General features: G+C 62.0%; 20 protein-coding genes. 14 read left to right on the top strand and 6 right to left on the bottom strand.

Annotated features, from left to right (window positions below; genetic code table 11):
* Positions 1–452: 452 nt before the first annotated feature.
* Positions 453–1,094, top strand: coding sequence for a hypothetical protein (locus tag AB1384_14415; GenBank protein MEW6555467.1), 642 nt, complete (start codon positions 453–455; stop codon positions 1,092–1,094).
* A complete protein-coding gene (locus AB1384_14410; protein MEW6555466.1) occupies positions 1,091–1,894 on the top strand; it encodes a nucleotidyl transferase AbiEii/AbiGii toxin family protein in 804 nt (267 codons plus the stop codon). The genes AB1384_14415 and AB1384_14410 overlap by 4 nt, the downstream gene beginning before the upstream one ends.
* A gap of 30 nt (positions 1,895–1,924) precedes the next feature.
* On the opposite strand, the gene AB1384_14405 is transcribed toward AB1384_14410, so the two are convergent.
* From AB1384_14405 to AB1384_14395, 3 genes are all read right to left on the bottom strand, one after another.
* Positions 1,925–2,995, bottom strand: a complete 1,071-nt coding sequence (locus AB1384_14405) for a 4Fe-4S binding protein (GenBank protein ID MEW6555465.1) — start codon at positions 2,993–2,995, stop codon at positions 1,925–1,927.
* A 95-nt stretch (positions 2,996–3,090) separates the two neighbouring features.
* The gene (locus tag AB1384_14400) at positions 3,091–3,369 is read right to left on the bottom strand and encodes a 2Fe-2S iron-sulfur cluster binding domain-containing protein (protein ID MEW6555464.1); all 279 of its coding nucleotides are present in this window, start codon (positions 3,367–3,369) and stop codon (positions 3,091–3,093) included.
* Between the two features lie 99 nt (positions 3,370–3,468).
* Positions 3,469–5,097 (bottom strand): MmgE/PrpD family protein, encoded by a 1,629-nt coding sequence (locus AB1384_14395; protein MEW6555463.1) that lies wholly within the window; start codon positions 5,095–5,097, stop codon positions 3,469–3,471.
* A gap of 216 nt (positions 5,098–5,313) precedes the next feature.
* Here AB1384_14395 and AB1384_14390 point away from each other — a divergent pair, with 216 nt between their 5' ends.
* From AB1384_14390 to AB1384_14375, 4 genes are all read left to right on the top strand, one after another.
* Entirely contained in the window at positions 5,314–6,441 is a 1,128-nt protein-coding gene (locus AB1384_14390) for a hypothetical protein (GenBank protein ID MEW6555462.1), read from the top strand.
* Between the two features lie 203 nt (positions 6,442–6,644).
* On the top strand, positions 6,645–7,214 hold the full coding sequence (locus AB1384_14385; protein MEW6555461.1) for a flavin reductase family protein: 570 nt from the start codon (positions 6,645–6,647) through the stop codon (positions 7,212–7,214).
* Positions 7,215–7,553: 339 nt separating this feature from the next.
* Positions 7,554–8,900 (top strand): NAD(P)/FAD-dependent oxidoreductase, encoded by a 1,347-nt coding sequence (locus AB1384_14380; GenBank protein ID MEW6555460.1) that lies wholly within the window; start codon positions 7,554–7,556, stop codon positions 8,898–8,900.
* 97 nt (positions 8,901–8,997) lie between these two features.
* Positions 8,998–9,450, top strand: a complete 453-nt coding sequence (locus AB1384_14375; GenBank protein ID MEW6555459.1) for a hypothetical protein — start codon at positions 8,998–9,000, stop codon at positions 9,448–9,450.
* A 136-nt stretch (positions 9,451–9,586) separates the two neighbouring features.
* Here the strand turns inward: AB1384_14375 and AB1384_14370 are convergent, their stop codons facing one another.
* Together AB1384_14370 and AB1384_14365 are read right to left on the bottom strand one after the other, a co-directional pair.
* Positions 9,587–10,450, bottom strand: a complete 864-nt coding sequence (locus AB1384_14370) for a DUF6612 family protein (protein MEW6555458.1) — start codon at positions 10,448–10,450, stop codon at positions 9,587–9,589.
* A 129-nt stretch (positions 10,451–10,579) separates the two neighbouring features.
* The gene (locus AB1384_14365) at positions 10,580–11,020 is read right to left on the bottom strand and encodes an SRPBCC family protein (protein MEW6555457.1); all 441 of its coding nucleotides are present in this window, start codon (positions 11,018–11,020) and stop codon (positions 10,580–10,582) included.
* Between the two features lie 221 nt (positions 11,021–11,241).
* Here AB1384_14365 and AB1384_14360 point away from each other — a divergent pair, with 221 nt between their 5' ends.
* The 6 genes from AB1384_14360 to AB1384_14335 all read left to right on the top strand — a co-directional run bounded on the left by AB1384_14360 (position 11,242) and on the right by AB1384_14335 (position 19,018).
* Positions 11,242–11,652 carry a hypothetical protein gene (locus AB1384_14360; protein MEW6555456.1) on the top strand — a complete coding sequence of 137 codons (411 nt, stop codon included), beginning with the start codon at positions 11,242–11,244 and terminating at the stop codon, positions 11,650–11,652.
* Positions 11,653–11,670: 18 nt separating this feature from the next.
* Positions 11,671–12,267 carry a glycoside hydrolase family 76 protein gene (locus AB1384_14355; protein ID MEW6555455.1) on the top strand — a complete coding sequence of 199 codons (597 nt, stop codon included), beginning with the start codon at positions 11,671–11,673 and terminating at the stop codon, positions 12,265–12,267.
* 106 nt (positions 12,268–12,373) lie between these two features.
* Positions 12,374–13,036 carry a hemolysin III family protein gene (locus AB1384_14350; protein ID MEW6555454.1) on the top strand — a complete coding sequence of 221 codons (663 nt, stop codon included), beginning with the start codon at positions 12,374–12,376 and terminating at the stop codon, positions 13,034–13,036.
* Positions 13,037–13,477: 441 nt separating this feature from the next.
* Positions 13,478–14,818: a hypothetical protein gene (locus tag AB1384_14345; GenBank protein ID MEW6555453.1), complete on the top strand. Its 1,341-nt coding sequence runs from the start codon at positions 13,478–13,480 to the stop codon at positions 14,816–14,818.
* Positions 14,819–14,979: 161 nt separating this feature from the next.
* Complete coding sequence (locus AB1384_14340; protein ID MEW6555452.1) at positions 14,980–16,053, top strand: NAD(P)-binding protein; 1,074 nt, start codon at positions 14,980–14,982, stop codon at positions 16,051–16,053.
* 130 nt (positions 16,054–16,183) lie between these two features.
* Complete coding sequence (locus AB1384_14335; protein ID MEW6555451.1) at positions 16,184–19,018, top strand: hypothetical protein; 2,835 nt, start codon at positions 16,184–16,186, stop codon at positions 19,016–19,018.
* A gap of 66 nt (positions 19,019–19,084) precedes the next feature.
* Here AB1384_14335 and AB1384_14330 read toward each other — a convergent pair whose 3' ends face one another.
* The gene (locus AB1384_14330) at positions 19,085–20,164 is read right to left on the bottom strand and encodes an alpha/beta fold hydrolase (protein ID MEW6555450.1); all 1,080 of its coding nucleotides are present in this window, start codon (positions 20,162–20,164) and stop codon (positions 19,085–19,087) included.
* Positions 20,165–20,281: 117 nt separating this feature from the next.
* Here AB1384_14330 and AB1384_14325 point away from each other — a divergent pair, with 117 nt between their 5' ends.
* Positions 20,282–20,494, top strand: a complete 213-nt coding sequence (locus AB1384_14325) for a hypothetical protein (protein ID MEW6555449.1) — start codon at positions 20,282–20,284, stop codon at positions 20,492–20,494.
* A 27-nt stretch (positions 20,495–20,521) separates the two neighbouring features.
* The coding region (locus tag AB1384_14320; protein MEW6555448.1) for an IS110 family transposase at positions 20,522–21,325 on the top strand (804 nt) is incomplete at its 3' end.

Here is a 21,325-nt window from a genome sequence, read left to right as displayed (position 1 = left end):
CCATAGTAGTGTTGACCATCGTGCCTCTCCTTTGTCTCTCAGTTACTCCTTTGAGAAAAGGATGGCACGGTGGTCCTTGCTTTGCTAGAGGGTTTTCGGTTTATACACCACTACCGGGGACTCTAACCCCCTGACTTGGTCAAGTAATCAATAATCTCATCTATGATGTCTTGTCGATTCATGCTAACGCTGTCCTTATCGTGAGTTCCTAGACATGATTACTACCAATACTAGTATATATGCGATAAGAGACACGGGTGATCGGTTCAAGCCATAGCTTGAAGCTTGATTGCTGCCAAAGGTGACTTCCTTATAGCATGAAGTCGGAGAACAAGAGCAGGTGAGGCGCATTGCCAACGGCGTTACCACCGTTAAAGCAGCCTGGTAATAACTAAGAAAGGCTTTTTGCTAATTATGTTGCATTAAATAGACATATATGGCATATTAATGATATGAAATACGGAAAATTGCAGGAGATTGTAGGCGATGAGCCGTTGTTCGAGACCGGGCTTCTTCTGGCGGGAGACGTCGACCCCGCGAGCGTACGCCGGCAGCTGTCTCGCCTGACCGCCTCCGGCCGCCTGCTGCAGCTGCGGCGCGGCCTGTATGCACTGGCGCCGCCTTATCAGAAGGTCAAGCCGCACCCCTTCCTGGTCGCAAATCATATTATGCGGCCCTCATATGTGAGTCTGCAGTCGGCCCTCGCATACCATGGCATTATCCCGGAATTCGTACCCGTGGTTACCAGCGTCACCACATCGCGTCCGAGCCTGTGGAATACCGCCCTCGGAGATTTCGAATATCGTCATGTCAAAGAGGAGTTGCTCTTTGGATATCGTATGGAGGATCTTGGTGGGGGGCAGACGGCCCTGGTCGCCACCCCGGAAAAGGCTTTACTCGATTTGCTCTATCTCCAGCCCGGATCTGATCGTCCAGCATATCTTCTGGAGCTGCGTCTCGGAAACCTGGAATCGCTGGACTTCGATTCGCTAAAGGGCTTCGCTGAGGCCGCCAGCAGCCCCAAGCTGCGCAGGGCGATAAGCAGGCTGGAAAAGATGGCTCACTTGGCTGCGGAAGAGTATGAGGCACCATGAAGGACTACTTGTCCGAGTTAGTGCGAGCTGCACCGTCGCCTCTCCAGGCGCGTAACGACGTTCGAGAGTATCTGCAAGCGCGTATCCTGGGCATCCTGCAGCGCCAGGGAGCCATGGTCCCGCTCGCCTTTCATGGAGGCACGGCGTTGCGGTTCCTCTTCGCGACCGCCAGGTATTCGGAAGATCTCGATTTCTCCCTTGCTGGGAAAAGGGACGGATATGATTTCCGCGCTTATCTAAGAGCTATCGAGAGGGAGTTATCTCTGGAGAGGTACGAGATCCAGCTCAAGGTCAATGATAAGAAGACCATGCACAGCGCTTTCATCCGTTTCCAGGGGCTATATTATGAGTTGGGTCTGTCCTCGCACAGCAGAGAGACCTTGTCGGTCAAGGTGGAGGTGGATACGCAACCTCCCGAGGGCGCAACCCTTGCCACCACGGTTATACGACGCCACGCAGTCTTGCAGCTGCAGCATCACGACAGGGCCTCTCTTCTGGCAGGGAAATTGCACGCTATCCTGCAGCGCCCGTACCTAAAGGGACGTGACATTTATGATCTCGCCTGGTACTTGAGCGATCCGGAATGGCCCCCGCCAAACCTTGGTTACCTCAACAACGCATTGCGGCAGACGGGATGGGATGGACGTTCGCTGAACGAAAGGAATTGGCGCAAAGCAGTTCGGGACCGGCTTCAGATGGTTTCATGGGAGGAAGCAGTGGATGATGTAACCCCCTTCCTGGGACCGGGAGCAGACCCTGCCGTTATCAGCAGAGACAACACCATGCGCCTTCTGCGGTAATCTCAACTCAAGTGACCATGGGAGGGGTAGCTATGCCAGGCCTCTTTCTGCCTTTATGCGTTCCATGGTCTCATCCCAGTCTTTGGGCGGGACAACGGCATCCTCTCTCAGCTCGAACGCGATGGCCTCTCGGGGACAGGTCGAGACACAGACCCCGCAGCCTATGCACCTGTTCGGGTTGACCTCCATGAACTCCTCGCCCCCCACAACCGCATCCATGGGGCAACGGTCGGCGCATACCCCGCACGCGTCGCATTCATCGGCGTCTATCCGCGCCCTGTAATTGGAATGCATGTACTTGCCCGGCTTGGGCAGCACCTTTATCAACCTCAACTGGGGGCAGCAGCAACTGCAGCACGAGCATACGACCCTGATATCCTGGACGTTGTCGGTGGTGAGCACCAGTCCCAAATCCTCCGAGCGGTCCAGGAACCTCAACGCCTCCTCCACGTCGATTCTCCGGCCCGGGAAGCCGTTCTCCAGGTAGAAATCCATCTCCATGAGGACGAGGCATTTCTCCAGGGGATAGCCGCACTCGTTGCCGAGTATCCTCTGTTGCTTGCTGCAGATGCACTCGAAAAGTCCCAGGTTCTCCTGGGACTTCACGAGGTCCCTGACGCGGTCGTAGGTGGCGACATCGTGCGACACGTCCACCATCGAGGCCACCGGCACGATGCGCAGTTGGCCGGTCTTGTTCCTTGCCCAGGAAAGGCCCAGGTGGGGGAAGTACTCCTCCGCCAGTTCCGCGAATTCCCGGTCGATGGTCTTCATCTGCAGCTCATAGAAGCCCACGGCGAACTGCTCCGCCTGATAGCGCGGCTGGCCCTCTTCCGTCGACCGACCGATCAGTCCCCGTGCGGCCATGGAGTCGAGCAGCTCCACCGTTTCCGCTTCCGCCACCCCGCGGCGCTCCGCTATCGCCGCCGCGGGCTCCGGGTGCCGGGTCATGCACAGGACCATCTTTGCATCCTCGGGGGAGAACAGCTTGCGCAGGATCTTCATCTCCACGCCGCTGTCCGTGGACGGGAACCCCCCCGGCATCGCATCCATGTACTCGCGCAGTCTTATGTATAGCTCATCCGCGGCCGCTGTTTCAGCCATGACCGTCCTTTCTCTTGCACCGCCGCCGTTCGAAACAGCCATCAAGCAGGTCCGCCAGCCCCCATGATATACGCTAAGAGCATTGCATATCCCGTTTACGGAATAGAGATGGTCAAGTCACTCTGAGGGTAAGTCTGGCAGGCGAGCCTCTCGCCGGCCTCGAACTCCTCCACTGTGAGGTGGTCCTCCTCTTCGAGGGCGATCTCGCTGGTCTTTCCCTCAAGGATGTGTATCCTGCAGAGGCCACAAACGCCGATCCCGCCGCAGTCGCTTTCGATCTCTATGCCCGCTTTCTGGATGGAATCCAGGAGTGATTCCTCATCCGAAGCCTTTATCTCGACATCCGCTGGCCTTACGGTGATGTTGTATTCCATGTTCCGTTTCCTCCCGTTGTCGTGAAGTGCCCCTTCAATAAAATCACTATTCCCCCCAAGGGCAGATTCTGCCGCGCGGTATCCTCATGGGCGTGACCCCTACCCGGGCCGAAGATGGTCCAGGAGTTTCCGCAGGGGTGGGTCTTCCTCGAGCACCAGGCGCGCGACCTCTTCGGACCTCTCCGCCCCCAGTAAGGGCGACGCCTCCCGGTGCCATTTTTCACGCACTTCCTCCAGGTAAGAGGCCCCCCCGGGCGCGCCCCTGGGGATGGCGCAGCGGTGGGAGTACGCGGTCCCGTCCGCGAGCCGCACGGTGAGGCGGGCAGGGAAGGGAAGGCGCAGCTCCTCCATCCTCACGGATTCCAGGTCGATGCCCGCCCCGGGCTGCCTCCTGAACGGCCTTCCGAGCAGGTGCGCCGGCATGCGCAGGAGGCCTCGCTTGAAGGAGAGAGGGAGGGCCGCGTACATCTTTCTCGCGTCACGCCATCCCAGGTTGGCCTGGGGAAGGTGTTCCTTGAGCCGCCGCCTCAGGCACACCAACTCGCGCAGGCTGAAGGCCCCGAAGATGGCCGCCAGGTCCAGGGTGCGGCCCTGGGCCTCCAGAAGCTCATAGGTCGCTCCCCAGTCGTGGAACAGCTCTACCCTGGAGGCCAGCTCCAGGACGGCTCTCGCGTTCTCCGCCAGAAAAGACGGTTCCAGGCAGCCCGGCGTCAACCTGCCGTTGAGGACGGCGAGGGCCAGTGAGGTGGTCAGCGAGAAATTGATGTTGACCGGCGCGAGGGGGCCGGCGCCGCGGTAAGCCCTGGCGAGGTCGTCCATGCCCATGGTGAGGATGCTCGCCTCAACAACCAGTTCCGTGATGTCCTCGGGACGCAGAGGCCTGCCGCCCGACTCGGCCTCGCCGCGTATCTTTTCCCACGCGTCCAGGGTGGTGTCGAGGTAGGCGCATCCCGGGTAAGGCTTGAAGGCCAGGGTATCGGACACCCAGGCCTTGCCCCAGCCGCTGAAGAAGAAGGGGAGAGGCAGAAAGGACAGCTCATCCAAAACCCCCCCGGCGCCCTCCATTATCCCGGTATTGCCCTCCAGGCCGGACCTTGCCAGCAGCGCCGCCTGTACCCCCGTAACGGTGGGGACCGCGGCCGTGATCACCTTGGACTCCCCGTCCATGAAGCCCGGGTATAGCGGCAGGACTGGCTGGTAGAGGGCGAGCGCCAGGGCGTGCGCGGTGCTCCCTGCGTCCAGTCCCAGCACCCGCGCCGCCGCCGCAGCGCCCCCGGCCAGGTGGATATACGACCACATCTGCCCGTTGCGCGGGCCCAGCAGGATGGCGGCACCAAGCCTGCCGGCGATCTCGTTCGCCGCCGCCATGGCGGGAAGGGCCTCGGAGAGGCGCAAATCCTCCCGGTCGCCCAGCACCAGCGGCACGGTTATCGCGGAGTGCCCGGTATGGCCGAAGACGAGGTAATCGTCATAGTCCATGGTCATGGTGAGGGAACTCCCCAGGGCGACGGCCTCCTCCAGGGAATAGGCCCGCCCTTGCGGGAGAGACCAGGCGTCCCCTCCCGACACGGGGAAGGCCCGGGACAGGCGCTTGCCGATGTCGGACCCGATTCCCGCCATCGCCGCGGCGAGCATGTTCAGTATCTGGTGGCGCAGCTTTTCCTGCACGCGCGGGGGTATGGCCGCGATATCGAGTTCGCTTATCCATGCGGCGGCATCGACGATCATCGACATGCCCCTCACCGACCGATCACGATTTGGGACGCAGGCATCCCCATGGATATTTCAGGTCCTCTGTCGCTGCTGGAACCAATATGGCAACGAGCCTTGCTGTTATCCTACACGGTTCGAGCCGTCTTTGCCGGCGAGAGGGCTCAAGCATCATACCTCTGCTGGCGAGAAATGAATATAAAGCAAGTGCGCGGTCCTTACAGGGGGTGTGAGATGGGAGAGGTGAAGCTGTGCAGGGCCTGCGGGGTGCCCGCCAACATCGGCAAGACCTACGCCTGGAGAACGGGCGGGGTGATCGTTGACAGGAAGGCGACGGATAGGCGCATGGTAATCCATGATAACGAGGCCTTCAACAAGGTCTTCGAGGACATCGAGGCTCTGATCGGCTTGCCCGTCGAGAACATGATCATTGAGAGCAGGCGCAGGTCGAACAGGATAATCCAGGAGGAGCTCTTCCCGGCATGGCAGAGGAGGATGCTGAAAGCCTGCCTGGAGATCTTTATGGGGCCCGGCCTGATGGGGAAGACCCTCGGCAGGCCCATCGAGGGCATAGCCCGGAGGACGACCGTAAAGGTGAACAATATAGGCAGATCGGTGGGCCTGGGAGATATCTCCCTGGGTGAGCTCTGGGGCAAGGGAGAGAAATACCCCCACCGCGAGAACATCGTCCGCAACCCCTATTCCCTGCCCTTCTATTGCGGGGACGCCCTGGGGGCGACGGAGGGCTGGGAGCAGCTCGATATGTGGGTGAAATATGACGAGATCGGAAAAAACACCTTCCGCGTCACCACCTACGAGGCGAAGCACCCCATCGAACTGCAGGAGAGGCTGCAGGCAAGGCTCTATAAGTTCAAAGAAGGGGACATCCGCTATGAGCCATGTCCGCTCTGCGAGGTGCCCGCGAGCGCGGCCCGTTTCGTATGGAATACCGGAGAGGGGACCATCACCGATCCCGACACCGGGAGGAGGGCCATAATGACCGATCCCATAACCCTGCAGGTGGTCCTCGAGGACCTCGAGACGGAGCTGGGCGAGGATATATCGAAGGCGATCATCGCGAGCCAGAGGGCGTCCATGAAGTCAGCCTGGTCTAAGGCCCCCCTCGGACCGGACTCGTCCACATACAGGAGGATGTTCGCGGCGCAGGGCCTGGGGAACCTCAAGCGCTTCGAGATGAACGACGGCGGCTTGCGGGTATTGATCGAGAACTCTTGCCTGCCCCTCCTGATGGTGGGCATGATGCAGGCCATCTGCGAGCAGCTAACGCAGGCCGGGGACTCCACCTATGAGTGGGAGTTGGCCGACGACGGCGACCTGGAGATATCTGTGGTCCCCGCGTGATCCCCCGCCGGCTGCAAGTCCATACCTTGGGCGGCCCATACCTCGGGCTTCCCATACCTCGGGCAGCCCATACCCCGGCTTCCCCGTCCTTGGAGCCCGGTGGGCACAGGCGTTCTTCTCCTTGCGCGGATATTGTAGGATGATAGCAAACAGGCGGAAGAACACAGCGGGCACAACTATTATCAAGCGGGAAGGGGATACCCATGGATAAGATCGAGGTCAGCACCGAGATGGTCTGTTACCCCATGCCATGCGCCCTCCTGGGGACGCAGGTCGCGGGAAAAGTGAACTTCATGACCGTGGCCTGGTTTTCCCAGGTCAGCCTCAAACCGTCCTATATCCTGGCGGCCCTCGATAAAGGTCACTTCACCAACGCCGGCATCAGGGAGACGGGGGCTTTCAGCATGAACATCCCGTCCACCGCCATGGCCGAGGTGACCGATTACTGCGGGCTGGTGTCCGGCAAGAAGCACGATAAGACCACCGTGTTCAAGGTCTTCTACGGCAAGGAGGGCAAAGCTCCCATGATCGTGGAATGCCCGTACAACCTGGAGTGCAGGCTGGTGCAGACCGTCGACCTCGCGGGAGACGAGCTGATCATCGGCGAGATCGTCGCCGCTTACGCGGACGAGCGCTGCCTCACCGACGGCGTCCCGGACATGGCGAAGGTTGATCCCCTCATACTCAACGCGCCGCAGATGGCATATCTGGGCGTGGGTGCTGATGCCGGGCGCGCGTTCGAGATGGGCAAGGCGCGCATTAGAAAGAGCTAGTCAGGCCGGGAGGTCAGGCCCGGAAATCGGCCCGTACTCACTAAGGCCAAGGGGTCACGCCCAAAGATCGGCCTGTACTCCACCCAACCGTGAAAACATCACAGGCCGGGGAGCTGCATCTTAACTCTTCACTTAGATCTACTCGAAAGCCTATTCGTTGCCTTATAAATGAATCTACTCGAAGTGCATTTAGAGTGCATTGACTCTCTCTCTGCTTCGCCAGGCCGATTTTCAGGCCTGACCTCTCGGCCTGGCCCATTTGCACTCTTCACTTAATCGATAACATGTCGGAAAATTGAAGAGTGAAGATTCGACCCTAAAGGAATAAAGGGAGGGACCATGGGAGACAAGCCGGTCGTGGTGATCGGAACGGGCTGCGCCGGGCTGGCGGCGGCCTATACGCTGAAAAAGGCGGGGGCCGACGTAGTGGCCCTGGAGGCCAGCGACCGGCCGGGCGGACGCTGCTGGAACATGGAAAGGGACGGGTTCCATCTCCCCATCGGGGCCGGTCTCACCGAGACGCAGTGGGCCACCACGCACAAGTTCGTGAGAGAGCTGGGGATGTCGGACCAGGCGCACATCGTGGACAGCCTGAGGGTTGCCTTCTGGCGCAACGGCAAGAAGCATTTCCTCCTCAAGAGCACCCCCCTGGAGATGGCGAAGAACCTCCCCGAGACGCTCCGGTTCAGGGGATGGCCCCTCAAGGCCTACCCCCAGGCTATCAAGCTGGGCCTGGCCATGTGGAAATACATGCGCAGGCTCGACCCGGTCACCAGGGACTTCGAGCCGCTGCTGGAACTGGGGGACGTCAGCTCCGCCCAGTTCGCCCTCGAGCACGGCGGCCCCGAGATCCTGGACCACATGATCGCGCCGTTTCTCGGCACCATGGTGCTGGCGCGGCCCGAGGAGGTCACCATCTCACACCTCATCGCCCTGGCCTTCCTCGCGGGCGGGGTATGCGTCATGGAAAACGGCATGGGATCGATAAACGAGGGGCTCTACGAGAAGGTGAAGGACGATGTGCGGCTGTCCACGCCGGTCACTAAGGTGGTCATCGAGGACGGTAAGGTCAAGGGGGTCGAGACCGCGGGCGGGTTCATCGCGGCGGACCAGGTGATCTGCGCCACCGACGCCGTGGTGTCGCGGCAGATCATCCCGGACCTGCCCGACAGCATCAGCAAGCCCCTGGAGACGTGCGATTACTGCTCGACCTATAACTACATCTTCGCCCTGGAGAAAAAGATCACCCCCGAGTATTTCGTGGCGACCCTCATCCCGGGCAGCGAGAGGTCCATCCTCACCACCATCTTCGAGATCGCGGGCGGGGACATGAAGACGGCGCCGGAGGGCGCCGGGCTCTTCTATGCCTTCACGGCCGGGTGGCACGACAAGGAACTGGGCCAGCTCACAGAGGACGAACGGCGCCGGCGCGTCATCAGGGAGACCCAGAAATTCTGGCCGGAGTTTCCCGACGAGCCCCTGTTCACCGAGTGCATACGCTGGGACAGGGCGATCAACCTGGAATCCCCCGGGCAGTTCCCTGCTATCCACGAGTTCCTGAAGCACCACAGGCGGGACGTGAAGGGCCTGTATATGGCCGGGGAGCACCTGTTCCTCATCGCCTGCACGGAAGGCGCGTTCGCCACCGGGGAAGAGGCCGCCAACATGGCGCTGGAGGACATCTGAACATATCCGGGGGCAAGTGCGTCCCATCCACGTTAAGCGATATGGGTGGCAAGTGATATGGATGCCGCCACACCCGGATCAAGGGAGCATGCAGGCCATGTCTAAGTCGAAGAAGTGGGTAAGGCCAGCAGCCTACCTCGGCATGGGGGCTCTCTTTCTCGTCATGGCCATCGGGCTGGTCAGGGGCGGCAACTGGTGGGCCGTCCCCTTCCTCATGATCGCAAGCGGGCTGTTCATGTTCCTTCTTGAGATCTCTTTACTGATATACCGGATCCTTACGACCAACTTCTCGTTAGCCATCGGCCGTGATTCAGAATACGCCTGGGTCTTCCATTTCTCTCTCGGCAAGATCATCTACACTATCCTTCTTCTCCTGCTCAGGAGGTGGCGCGGCCTCGCGAACATAAGGATCGTCGACGCTGCCTGGAGCGGCGTAAAGGCCGGGGCGTCCGTACAGGCGCCAGAGGGACGGCTGAAAAGCATCGCGGGCAGAGGCCGCATCACCGAAGCTAGCGACGAAAAGCCCGCTGTTCAGAGATCCTTGTGGTGATCCAGTAGCCTACACCCCGCCGGTAAACGGGCCTCAAGGCGCTCATGTGCCAGGTTCTGGTGGCCACAGCAGAGGTAGAAGGTCGCGGTGTTAGGGCAGTAGGGGTGAGGAGATCAAATATTGAGGCGCCCCGTGGTCACTGGCTCGCTTCGCCGCTGGAGTCCTCCTCGAGCGGGGCGTTGAGGGCTTCAGGGGGAGGCTGCACGTCCACCGGCTCGTCGAATTCCGAGTAGGTGCCCACCGAGATGACGCTGATGGCCGGTGTGTCCGCGGTGGCCTCCGTCACCTGCGTCATGGTGGCGGCGGTCATATTTAAGGTCTCCTTGTCGACGGTGATGGTCATGGTCGTCTCACCACCCACGTTGTAGGCAGCCGGTTCGGTCCCCACGATCTCCGCCGCGCCCTCGAAATAGGCCGGACCCATCACCATGGAGATCACGTATTCGGAGTCGGTCTCGCCCGCGAACTCGACGTCCTCCACCAGGCTGGCGAACTCGGCTATGATGCGGCGCGCGTCCAGCGAGACCAGGCCTGAGGAGCCGGCGCCGCCCTCTACCCGGTACCAGTCGCCTCCCTCCAGGCGGGTATAATCGGTGCCGCGGTATGTGTATGTCTCGTACGAGCCGGAGCCTTCCCTTGAGGTCACGACCATATGGCCGTCCATCCCGCCCTGGTCGTTCTGCTGCAGCAAGGTGTCGAACTCGGACTCGCTATTGAGGGCCTCGTTCCCTTCGACGGTCATGGTGACCGTCCCGCGGTAGCGGTAGCTCTTCAGCGACATGAACTGCTCTACGGAGCGCTCCAGCACCTCCTCGGCGGTCATGTCCGCGGTTTCCAAGGCTTGCTTCGAGGTCTCCCATCCGGCGTTGCCGCATCCCGGCAGCACTGCCAGGGAAACGGTGGCGAGCAGGAAGGCGAGGAAAGGGGCGATGGCTGGCGCGGCCTGGATACGCCCCGCCTTTTTTCTCTTGTGGACCGCTACCATCGCCGGCTTCTTCATCGCCGGGGCCTCCCGACCTTCATTAAAGAGGTTTTTACTGGATCACCCCGTCCTTCATGTGTGGCATCCAGTCACTCATGTTATCGTTGATCGGGGATGCCGCCTTGATAGATCGCACAAACGGGGGACTCAGCCCTCCAGTATCGCCTTTGCCTGCTCCAGGGTGCTTTGATGTACCTTACCGATAACGCGGTGGATGACCGACTCTATCACGCGCCCCGCCAGGGGAACGGGCACCGCGAATCTGCTCAGCCAGTGGATATCGGTGTATTCGCCGTCGGATGTCAACTCCACGGCGCCGATATCATGCTGAAAGGAGAGGGGGAATCCGGTGATGCGGTACTCGAAACGGTGTGGGGGCTCGAAGACGCTTACCTCCCAGACGATGGTGGCGCCCATCGCTTTGATTTCGAGCACCGCCCCCACCCCGTTCCTGTCGCCGCGACCCTCTTTAAGCAACCTGGTACTCTTGACCTGCCTTACGAAGGTGTAGCCCTCCTGGTCGCTCAGAAGCTCCCAGGCTTTTTCGATCGGTGTTTGGATGCGTATATCAAGGTCGATAGTATGCATTCCCGGGCCTCCTTTATCGGCCAGCGAGCGGAATTCCATCCCGTAATGCCGGCATGCGCCCACAGCGCCTTAAGTCTACCCATTCTGAGTTTGGTTGAAACGCTTAAACGGTGAAAGGAAACGGGTCTCATGTGGTACCATTGATTCCTTGCTTCCGGCTGAAGGCGAACGGAGATACCGGTGCATTTGAGCACTTGGAACAACCAGGGGGTGCCGAAGCCATGGACAGGATGTCGCGGGCCGAGCAGGCATCAGCGGCGTGGGAACCCATCATGCGGGACGCGGGCCGCCGCCGCCGGCGCAAGACCGTGGTACGCGACGGGCCCTGGCTCTTCGCGAGGCGGGCTACCCTCTGGCCCCTCACCCAGGTCCTGCGGGCCGCGGTAGACCTGGCGGCTATAAACCTTCTGGACCTGGAGGTCACCGACCGTCTCCTGGCCGGGCTGGAGGACCACCGCAACGGCGACGCCTACGACTCGGGACCGGGCAACGGCAAGCGCTACTACGACGACAACGCCTGGCTGGCCCTGGCACTGCTGGACGCGGCGGAGTTGGGGGTCGCAGGCGGGGCGGAGGCGGCAAGGCGCCTGCTGGGTTTCATCCGTGGGGGCGAGAGCGGCGGCGGCATCTAGTGGGTAGAGCAGCCGCGCCTGGCGCGCCACACCTGTTCGACCGCGCCGGCGGCCGAGGTCGCGCTGCGCCTGGCTCTCATGGAGAATGCCCGGGCGCCTGCAGGAGCCGCAGGCCCGGGTGGCTACCGTGTCTTCGCCGAGGCGGCCATGGCCTTCCTCGTGCGCGAGCTGCGAAGGCCCGACAGCCTCTTCGCCGACCACATCAAGGATGACGGCTCCATCGAGCCCACCGTCTGGTCTTACAACCAGGGCACCACCGTGGGCGCATGGGCGCTGTGGCACCGCCTGACTGGTGAACACGAACCGCTCGAGCTCGCGCGTGATACGGCGTCCGCCGCGATCACCTACTTCGGGCAGGAAGACCGCCTGTGGCAGCAGCCACCGGTCTTCAACGCGGTCTTCATGCGTAATCTGCTGCTCCTCGACGAGGTTTCGCCCTTCCCCGCGGGGGGTGCTATGCTCGCAGCCTACCTCGACGGCGCCTGGAGCGAATCCCGTGATCCCCATACGGGCTGGTTCACAGGCGGCGGCATCGGCCGCTACGGCCGTGGCGGGTCCATCGACCTGGCGGCTTTCGCGCAGCTCTATGCGCGCGCCGCCCGCCATGGGCTCTGACGAGCGGCCCCTTGTGGTATTGACCGCACGTGAACCGCTGCCCGATAATCCTTAAGACATGGGCCATAGGTCGCACTAATATATATGGACAAGGACACGGCATCGCATGAAGAGGACGAAGCTCGCCGACCGGGAGATGCCCGGCTACTCGCGGGGTGAAGAGCTCACCCATATGATCACCCACATCGTCGGGGCGGCGCTGGGCGCGGTCGCCCTCATCTGGTGCCTGGTCCTGGCGGACACCGCGGTGGAGATAGTCACCTCCCTGGTCTACTCACTGACCATGATCCTGCTCTACACGACCTCCAGCATCTATCACGGGCTCACGCACCCCATGGCCAAGCGGGCCTTCCAGGTCCTGGACCACTGCACCATCTACCTCTTCATCGCCGGCACCTACACCATCTTCGTGCTCTGCTCGTTGAGGTACGAGAATGCGGCCCTGGCCTGGGTGCTCTTCGCCATCGAGTGGGTAACGGCAGCGGTGGCAGTGACCCTCACCGCCATCGACATCAAGAAATATCAATACTTCTCGTTCGTGTGCTACATAGTCATGGGATGGTCCGTGCTCATCGCCATCCCGCCCACCATCCGCGCGCTCGGTGTGGCCGGCTCAGTGCTGCTCCTGGCTGGGGGCATAGCCTATACCATCGGCTCGGCCCTCTACGTGGTCGGCAAGAAGAAGAAATACGCCCATGCCGTCTTCCATGTCTTTATCCTGCTGGGCACCCTGCTGCAGTTCCTTAGCGTGGTCTTCTTCGTGCTGTAACCAGCAATAGAAAAGGGGAGCGCTGTACGCCCCCCTTGAAGACGAGGTCCGTCCGGCCTACGCCATTGAGCCCGTGAAGATATGTTCCGGGCGCGCGGGTAGAGCACGGTGGCGGCGTCGGCTGCCGCGATTCGGCCCGGACAAGCGCCTGGCCAGGAAGTGAGCCGGCCGCAGGACGGACCGATCATGGCCGGGCACCGGACCGCGGGGCCCCGCTTTTTCGTCCGGTCCAGCCCGTAGATGCCGGCCTCTCACGCTCGCTGCAGACGGACCGGTCCCGAAAACAACACCGGTTGTGGCAGAATAGTGTAACGCGGTGCGATCTGTCCTAAGGGATTTCAAGGACGTGAAGGGGCGCCTGAGTTCATGTATCCGCCTGAGGGACGGCACCGCGGCCGGGAAGATACCGGTGGTCATAGGCGAGCCGGTTGAGGAGGCACCGTGACGCTGGCCGGAAAAGCGAAAAAGCTCCTTCTCGCGCGGGAGATCGAGAGGCGGCTTGCCGAATACGGCAGACCGTACGGCGACGACGAAGCGCTGGATATCCAACTCGCGCTCTTCAACCTCTGCTGGCGCAACATGGCTAGGGAGATACCCTTCTACCGCGACCTGCAGCGGGAGCGCGGCATACCCGGGACCATCGCCAGCTGGGAGCAGTTCCTGGAACTCTTTCCCGTGACGCGGAGGCAGGACCTCGATGAAGCGGGAGTCACGAAGTCATACACAAAGAGGAAACCCGACTTCATGAGGATAACCAGCGGCACGACCTCGGTGCCGGTGCGCATGCCGGCATGGTCTTCCGAGACCTCCCGCACCAGGCCGGACCGGTGGATGGCCAGGACCTGGTATGGTATCGAGCCGGACGACCGCGGCTTTTATATCTGGGGCAACCCGCCGTCCCTGGGGTTGACGGAGAAAGCAATGCAGGACCACCCGGGAAAGACCCTGTACGACTGGGCGGTTGGGGACTACAGGCTGCCTTCGTATGATTTCTGCGAGGAGAAGATGAGGGAATGCGGCCGCAGGCTCATCGCTCACCGGCCCGGCTACGTGCTGGCCTACAGCATGGCCCTGTACGCGCTCGCCATGGCGAATGCGCACCTGAGAGACGAGTTCCGGTCTTTGCGCATCAAGGCGGTCATCGGCGGTTCGGAGGGATTCCCTGGCCCGGATGGCATGCGGATGGTCGGGGACGTCTTCGGCTGTCCCGTGGCCATGGAATACGCCTCCTACGAAGCCGGGCTCATGGCCCATACACGCCCGCAGGGGGGTTACTCCGTGTTCTGGAGGAACTATTTTCTCGAGGTCGGCGACGAAGGCCCCGATGGCGCCGGTGCGGTGAGGGTGACCAGCCTGTACGAGCGCTGCTTCCCGTTGTTGCGCTACGAGATCGGAGACGAGATCGTTCCCGTGCAGGATGCGGGCAGGTACGGCCTCAGGTCTTTCCGGGATGTCGTGGGGCGGACGCACCCCTTCCTGCTCCTGGACGACGGTGCGGAGATACATATCAGGGCGGTCGGGCACTGCGTGCGCGACATCGTGGGGGTGGACGCGTTCCAGGTGGTGCGGGGTAGAGACGGCCTTACCCTGGACCTCGTCTTCGAGGGCGACCTGCCGGAGCGGGTCGAGGAGGTTATCAGGTCGAGGCTTGACGCGATACATCCGCTCCTGGCCGAGGTACGGATACGGAGTGTCGGGATGCTGCAACGGACCCCCGCCGGCAAGACCCCCGTGGTCATCGACGAGCCGGAACCGGGTGGTCAGGCCTCCGTCAGTCACTGACCTATCCATACCCATCTATATATGTACGCATATCAAGGGTTTCCGATGCTCTGCACCGGCTTGACGCGGGCTTCTCACCGGGTGTAAGAAATAGCAGGGCGATAGCCCTCTGGAGGGGCTTGAAACGCGAGGGATGAGGCAAGGGAGAGGGAGGTTGCGCAATGGCCAAGGATGTATTGATCTACGGGGCCGGCATGTCCGGTATGGTGGCGGCCTATAACCTGGCGGTGGAGGGCCACGAGGTCCTGGTGCGCGAGCAGGAGCCCGCTTACGGCGGCTCGCGTATCTTCAACCCCTCCCTGCACACCACGCCGCTGGATGTCGCGAAGACCTCGGAGTACGTGGGCATCGACCTCACCTCCGTTTTCGTGCCGGTGAGTTCCCTCGCCATCTACCTGCACGACCTGGAGATCCCCGCGCCGGTCGCGCTCTCCTACCATGTCGAGCGCAGCTCGCGTCCCCAGAGCCTTGACACCCTGCTCTACAACAAGTGCCTGGAGGCGGGCGTGAAGTTCGAGTTCGACAGCCCGCTGCGCAAAGAGGACGTGGCGAAGCTCGAGCCCGGGACCATCATCGCCTGTGGGCTGAACAAGCCCGCGTATGACCTGCTGGGCATCCCCTACATCGACTGGTATGCCTGGATGGCCAGCGGCGAGGCCGAAGCCGACCCGTACGCGTGGATGTGGCTGGACGAGTGCATAAACGAGTACGGCTATATCTCCTTCGCCAACGGGATCTACTATAACCTGCTCTTCGCGTATGGCCAGGAGATACCGCGGGAGTGCCTCGACAAGTACCGTTCCTTCATGCAGAGGATCAGGGGCATGGAGGAAGATGACTGGGAATACATCTCGGGTGTCGCCCCGGCCGCATCGGCGGACAGCCCCCAGCTCATCCGCGACGGACTCATTATGTGCGGCACCATCAGCGGCTCCCTGGACCCGTTCATGGGTTTCGGTATCTCGGGCGCGCTGGTGTCGGGGAAGGTCGCCGCCATCGCCGTGGACGACCGGGACAAAGCGCTGGAGGAGTTCGAGCGTTTCAACCGCAACTACGCCAGGGTCTTCGAGTTCAAGCGCGGGCTCTGGGCCGAGCTGCGCTCGCGCGTGGACCTGCTCGAGGACCTGGCGCGCATCCTCGGCACCGAGCGCACCATCATACTCATCATCGAGTCGCTGCGCCGCTGGAGGAAGAGCTCCGCCATCCCTGGCTTCAGCCCCCTCAGCTGCCACTGACCAACACGCTGTTATCGTCAACGTCCTCGCTAGCTTTGCTATGGCCTGCCGATGGTGATATAAGTTACAGGGGCGTTCAAGCAGGGTATTGCCGGTCTGCAGGTGTGCTTGGGCTGATGGGGGGTAGGTCATGAGACTACGGGCGTTCAATGTATCTCTGCTGCTTATCGTTGCACTCATCATCGCATTGACCATGTCCTTGCTGGATTTCCCGGGGTATCTGCTGTCGGGGTCCAGCCGAGCCGAAGCGGCATACAATGCCATCAAGTATGCGGAGACCGAGGCTGAATCCTCTACCAAGTCCACCTCGTATCAGGACAAAGCGGTCTTGACCTTCACCCCCGAATCCGCGGGTGCTTACCTCGTCGTCGGAACGGCGGAGCTGCGGGGCAGCAGCTCCTCCTATAGTGTGCTTGCGCGCCTGACCGTGGACGGCGTATCCTGTGCCGATTTCACAGGGGAGCCTGAGGAGACGGGAATATACGTGAACCACTTCGCTGCCCACGAGGTAGTGAACCTCACCGCTGCCAGCCACACTATCAGGCTGCAGTACCGCAGCGAGAGTGCCTATGCCTCCGCCTATGCCAGGCGGGCGAGGGTCCTGGCCATCCCCTTGAGTAGTTACGAAACGCGGGCGGCGGCAAGCGCCCAGACCGTCTCCGCCACCTATGGAAGCTACCAGGATGCGGTGTCGTTGTCCTTCGACGTCGCCGTCGCCGGGGACCACCTACTGCTCTCCTCGGCCGAGTTCAACTCCCTGTCCACCTCCCAGAGTATCCGGGTGAGGGCGCTGATCGACGGGGTGAACCTGGGGGAGACGCTCTCCGAGGCCAAGGACACCACCGACTACCTCGATTATTTCACCGTGTCCGTCAGGGACCTCAGCGCCGGGCCGCACACCCTCAAGATCCAGGCGTGCAATTCCTCCACCACCAAGCACAAGATACGCAATGCCAGGGTGACGGCGGTACCCCTGGCGGCCAACGGGCTGTCCTGCCAGTCCGCGGCGGCAGAGGGTTACGTGACCAACGGTGGCACGACCGCTGCAGATGTCGCCGCCCTGCAGTTCACCCCGCCATCCCAGGACGATTATTACCTCCTTACCAGTGCGGTGGTCGGGGGCCACGAGGTAAACGGGTCTGCCTACAACGGTTTCTACGACTTCACGTCCGACGGCACCGCCGTCAGTTACGAGCAGAAGGGCTTCAAGGACAACACCGACAGGCTTTCTTTTGCGGCCACCAAGAAGATAAACCTGTCCGTGGGCAGCCATGCCTTCAAGCTAAGGGCCTGGAGCGGTGCTTCGGCGAACCCCGACGCCGGAATGGGCAGCGCACGCATCGTCGCCCTCTACCAGGTCCCGCCGGAGCCGGTGCCCGGCATCGACGCTTCCCTGGGCAAGAGCGAGGACGGCTGGTCGGGCGCCGTGCCCGTGAGCGCCACCCTGAGCCTGATAAGCAACATGGATTATCCATATGCCAGGGCCAGGGTTGCTTCACCAGCCGCCCTTGTGTTCTATGTGCCCATGACATGGAACGCGGGCGCGGACCGCTTCGAGGGGGTGATCTATCCGGGCTCCAATTACGGCCGGGGCTGCGCCGACCCCAATACTGGAGCTTTTGCGGTGAGGGTCGAGCTGGATGACGCTCCTGACTTCGGCTCCATCGATTACTACGACGACACCGGCGGTTTCAGCACCTTCATCACCAGGAGGAAGAGCTCAAAGGGAACGGCTTACGATTACACCGACTTCAACCCGGTCTGGAATGGAGACCACTGGGACTACACCGTAAGCGACCTGGTCATCTATGCGGCCGCGGCCAAGAGCAACGTCGCCGTGGCCATACCGTTCCACCCCGTGACCTCGAACATCGGCAATATCGCCGTGAAGTACAACGGGGTGCCGGTGCCCCAGGGCACCGCCGCTTCGACGGCCGACTGCTGGTGGTGGGACCCGGGCTGCCACACGCTCTATCTCCAGAAGGCAGCGCTGAGCACGACCGAGGTCGACGTCGACATCACCTTCGATTCCGACACCGACCTCTTCGCCACGCGGTACGACAGGGTGAACACCGCCGATATGGGCAACCGTGAGTTCTACAACGGCCTGATGATCGCCAACCGTTACTGGACCACCTTCGTTTACGGTGGCGGGCACGAGCATGCCGGGATGCAGGCGGAGAGCCGTGCCCACCAGCCGGGAGCCCCCGATGTTTCCACCGACTGCATGGAGAGGATCGCGGTCCACGTGGACAACGTCGCCAGGAGCGACGGCTCGGGCAGCTATTCCTACGACATCAAGTGGAAGCAGCAGGAATGGATGGACTACATCGTCAGCGAGGACAACGGCGCCATAAAGGTGGTGGTACATTCCGACGACACTCCCGGTACCGGCTGGAAGCAGCAGCTCGACACCGGCATCGCAGCGACCAGGGCCAATACCTTCTACGCTGGAGAGCGCTATATCAGGCAGGACTTCGAGTTCCGCAACAACGGCGCAGCGAGCCGCACCTATCCGGTGGTCTGGGGCAGGGAACAATGGTTGAGTTCCGACCGGGCCACCAACGACAGGGGACGCTACAGCGGTGACACAGCGGACCGCGCCGTCGAGTCCAGGGTGGCCATGTCCGCCCTGGCAGATCCCTGGATGGTCGCCTACGATAAGGGCGTCTATGCCGCCCAGGGTCTGATATTCCAGGCGAGCGACCCCTCAAGGTACGGTTATTTCCTGTCCGCTCCGGCGCTGAGCGCGACCTCGTATGAATGGGTGAACTACGGCAGCGAGTACAGGCCTGACGACAACGACAGCGGCACAAATGCGTCAAACACCTTCTTCGACAGGGTCTTCGCGGCGGTCGCCCCGGGCCAGGCAGTGAGCTTCACTTTCTGGCAGTGGTTTTACGACACGACCTCGTGGGACAACATCCGGTCCGCCATGCAGGAGGACTGTGCCGAATTACGTTGAACCTTCCGGCCTGGAGGCGGTGCCCCTGGACAGGAGACATGAGGTCCGCCTGACCGCTGCTCCTGATCAACGTCTCTCGGCCCAGGCGTCGAAGAACTCGCGCAACACGAGCTCGTACCAGTTCCTGTCCACGGCCATGAAGGCGCAGTGGCCGCCACGCTCGAGGACCCACACCTCGAAAGACGGGTTGCCCCGCGCGCTCTCGCGGTTGATCTCGGCGTGCTCCACCGGCACGATGGGGTCGTCCGCGGCGTGGATGTGCACGGTGGGGATGCGGATGCCGGCGGCATAGCTCATGGGGGAGGCCTTGAGGTAGGTCTCGTCCTCGTCGACGCCGTAGTACTCGCAGGCCGCGGTGAACATGGCGGGGAAGTCGCCGTCGGTGGAGTAACCCTCCCAGCCGCGCAGTTTGAGCACCAGGCAGGTCTTGAACACGGGGTACATGAGGAAGAAGGGTTGCCACGGCAGGGGGAACTTGGAGATATGGCTGATGATGCTGCGGGCGTCTCCGGTGCCGTTCCAGGCCAGCACCCCGCCGGTGATGTGCTCGCCGCCGTCCAGGCCGGCCGCGATCATGGAGGATGCCGCGCCCATGCTCCAACCCGAGAGCCCTACCGTGGTCACCTGCGCGAAGGAACCCAGGAAGCGCGCGGCCGCGGCCACGTCCTCGCCCTCCTTCCACCCGCCGGTGATCATGGCCCCGCTCATGTAGCGGCTCTCCCCGAAACCCCGCGTGTCCAGGGAGAGGACGTTGTAGTCCCAGTCGCGGAAGGCCTTCACGGCCACGCTTCGGATGTAGTTCTGGTTCTTACTGCCGAAGACGCCATGGCAGAGGACCAGGCCGGGCCTGGCCTTGCCGTCCGGGTGCAGGGCCAGCATCCCCGCCAGGGGGGTGCCGTCCAGGGAGGGGAAGGCCACCTTGCGGAAAAACTTGGGATAGGGATATAGCCTGCAAGCGGTGGCGGGTTGGGTGTCGAGCAGCATAGGGAAGACATCCGGGACGAAGCCGACGGAGGTGCTCACCCGCCCCCCTAAGGGCCTCGGCCTGAAAGGGATCTCCTTCAAGGCCCGCATGACTTCCCCTAGTGACTTGCCGTTGCCTGTCTCCACCACCGCGCACCTCCCCTTGCTCGCCGGTATTGCCATGAAGATTTTATCATCCCCGCTTGTGGGGCAAGAAGACGTGATAATCATTGAGAGCGACCCCCCGGCCTAGGTAAACTTTGGGTGCTCATGTCCAAATCCTAGAAAAGGAGGTCGCCGGTGAAATTCTACTGCGGAATCGATCTGCACGCCAGGAGATCAAGCCTGGTGGTGGTCGACGAAAGGGGCGAGAAGGTGGGGCAGACAACGCTGAAGAACGGGCTGGCAAAGATCCTTGCCTTCCTCGCAAGCTTCGAGGGAGAGATGACCTGCGTGGTGGAATCCACCTACAACTGGTACTGGCTGGTGGACGGGCTCAGGGTCCACGGATAAGAGGTCAAGCTCGCCCACGCTTACGGCCTGCACCTCATCACCGGCTCCAAGTTCAAGTCGGATGTAAAGGATGCTCACCGCCTGGCCCGGCTCCTGCGCCTTCAGGAGATCCCTTGCTCCTACATCTACCCCGCGGAGAGAAGGCCGGCGAGGGACATCATGCGCAAAAGGATCCACTTGGTCAGGGAGCGGGGAAGGCTGCGCTCGTCGCTCAAAAACACGCTCTCCCGCCACAACGTAATGCTGGGCAGCTCCAGCACCGAGAGGGCGATTGCGCAAGGAGTGGATGGTCTCCCCCTGCCGGGCGAGGTCAAGACGGACCTTTCCATGACCGTGGAGCGTATCGCCCTGCTCACCTCCCAGATAGAGAGGATGGAGGCCTGGCTCACCAGGATCAGCGTGCCTGACCCCCGCTTCCGGGAACTCATGCGCATCCCGGGGATCGGATACGTGCTAGCGCTCACCATCTACTACGAGACGGGGGAGGCTCACCGCTTCCCCACGGCCAGGGACTACGCCTCCTACTGCCGCCTGGTGGCCTCCACCTCGAAATCGGCGGAGAAGGAGAAAAAGGGGAAAGGCGGAAAACAGGGCAACCCCTACCTCAAGTGGGCCTTCTGCCAGGCGGCCATGGGAGCGGCGCGCCACGACGCACACCTGGCTGCGTTCCGTGACCGCCACGCCGCGAGGCGGGGCAAGAACTCCATCCTCCTGGCCAACTGCATCCTGGCCCATAAGCTCTGCCTGGCCGCCTACAAGATATTGAGAGATGGGGAGGTATTCAAAAAGGAGATGATCGGGATCGTGGCGGGACGGGGACACGCCGGGCAT

The organism is Actinomycetota bacterium (assembly GCA_040757835.1).
GTDB lineage: Bacteria > Actinomycetota > Geothermincolia > Geothermincolales > RBG-13-55-18 > SURF-21.
Note: the sequence above shows the minus strand (reverse complement) of the source record. Positions and strands in the feature narration are given on the sequence as shown.